This is a genomic window from Bacteroides sp. 1_1_30, assembly GCF_020982715.1.
GTDB classification, from domain to species: Bacteria; Bacteroidota; Bacteroidia; order Bacteroidales; family Bacteroidaceae; genus Bacteroides; species Bacteroides xylanisolvens.
On the sequence record NZ_JAJKHN010000231.1, the window covers coordinates 1 to 1,025 of the forward strand.

2 protein-coding genes are annotated in these 1,025 nt (G+C 52.7%); both read right to left on the reverse strand.

The features are described 5' to 3' along the window. Positions 1-81 precede the first annotated feature (81 nt). Positions 82-738 carry a hypothetical protein gene (locus tag LPH68_RS26400; RefSeq protein WP_196069332.1) on the reverse strand — a complete coding sequence of 219 codons (657 nt, stop codon included), beginning with the start codon at positions 736-738 and terminating at the stop codon, positions 82-84. A gap of 30 nt (positions 739-768) precedes the next feature. Continuing rightward, positions 769-1,025 (reverse strand): hypothetical protein (locus LPH68_RS26405; protein ID WP_230297288.1); only part of this gene is annotated, 257 nt, incomplete at its 5' end.

Here is a 1,025-nt window from a genome sequence, read left to right on the forward strand (position 1 = left end):
ATGCCGTTTTCTTGCGTTTTACTCGGTTCTTTTTTCATTTTCAATTGTCTTTATCTGTGTATATCGTATCATTTCCCAGTTTCATCCCCTTTCTACAAATGCGGTGAGGCCTTCTTGCGGGAGGAGAAACTCCTTTTCCTGTTCACAGTAATAATAAATACCTTCGTCGATCCTTTCCGCGGCTTTTGAAACGGGTGCGCCGCTCCTGCGTCCGATGAGCTTCTTCTGCAACGCGGTGACCGATACGGTTGTTTCCATTTCCTGTTCCGTCCCCCGGAACAGTGTCAGCTTCCTTATGGGGTACTCCTTTCCCTGCCACTCGATGACGTCGAGCAGGCTTCCCTCTTCGGGATATACCCTGCAGAATGCAGCGTGCACGCTTGCCGACGCCTTGCCACAAAGCAGGCATATCTGTTCCCCCAGGCCCAGAGAGCCGTTTCTGATCATCGCTTCGAGCAGGTCCGTGCCTGCCCCGTTGTCCGCCGCCTGTGTGAGGGCCTCCCAGTATCCCCTGCCGAAGTGGCTTATGAAGGGCACGAGCTGCGAGGCCCTGACCGTCTTTTCCGACCCGTATCCCGATTGCAGCGCCTCTATTCCGGCGGATACCAGCTGTACCCTTGTGTCGCCCTGCACGGGAGGATATACGGGGCAACACACCTGCATGGTTTCCATCAGGTCCTCGCTTTCGTTGTACCAGCGTACCTGTTCCCCGAATCTTATGAAATCATATCTGTCCATTTTTCCTTGTTTTCATTGTTCTGTTGTTGTTTACAATTCTTCCGGTTCCCCATCGTTGATACTCCGGTAGAAACGGTCTCCGTCCGCCCATTTCTTGGCGGCGACAGCCAGCCCGAACGCTTCCTCTATGGAAAGTCCGTCGGCAGGAAGGGCATCAAGGAGTTCTCCCATGCATACGTCGTTCTCGCCATACTCTTCCTGTACCTTCCTGAGTGTCATTCTGCCTTTGTCCGTCTTTTTGCGGCGCAAAAGCATCTGTTGTATCCAATTTATCATGCGGTTCTTTT

Bases quoted from the DNA above. Each gene is read 5' to 3' on its own strand.
- LPH68_RS26400 (WP_196069332.1), bottom strand. From the start codon at position 738: ATGGACAGATATGATTTCATAAGATTCGGGGAACAGGTACGCTGGTAC.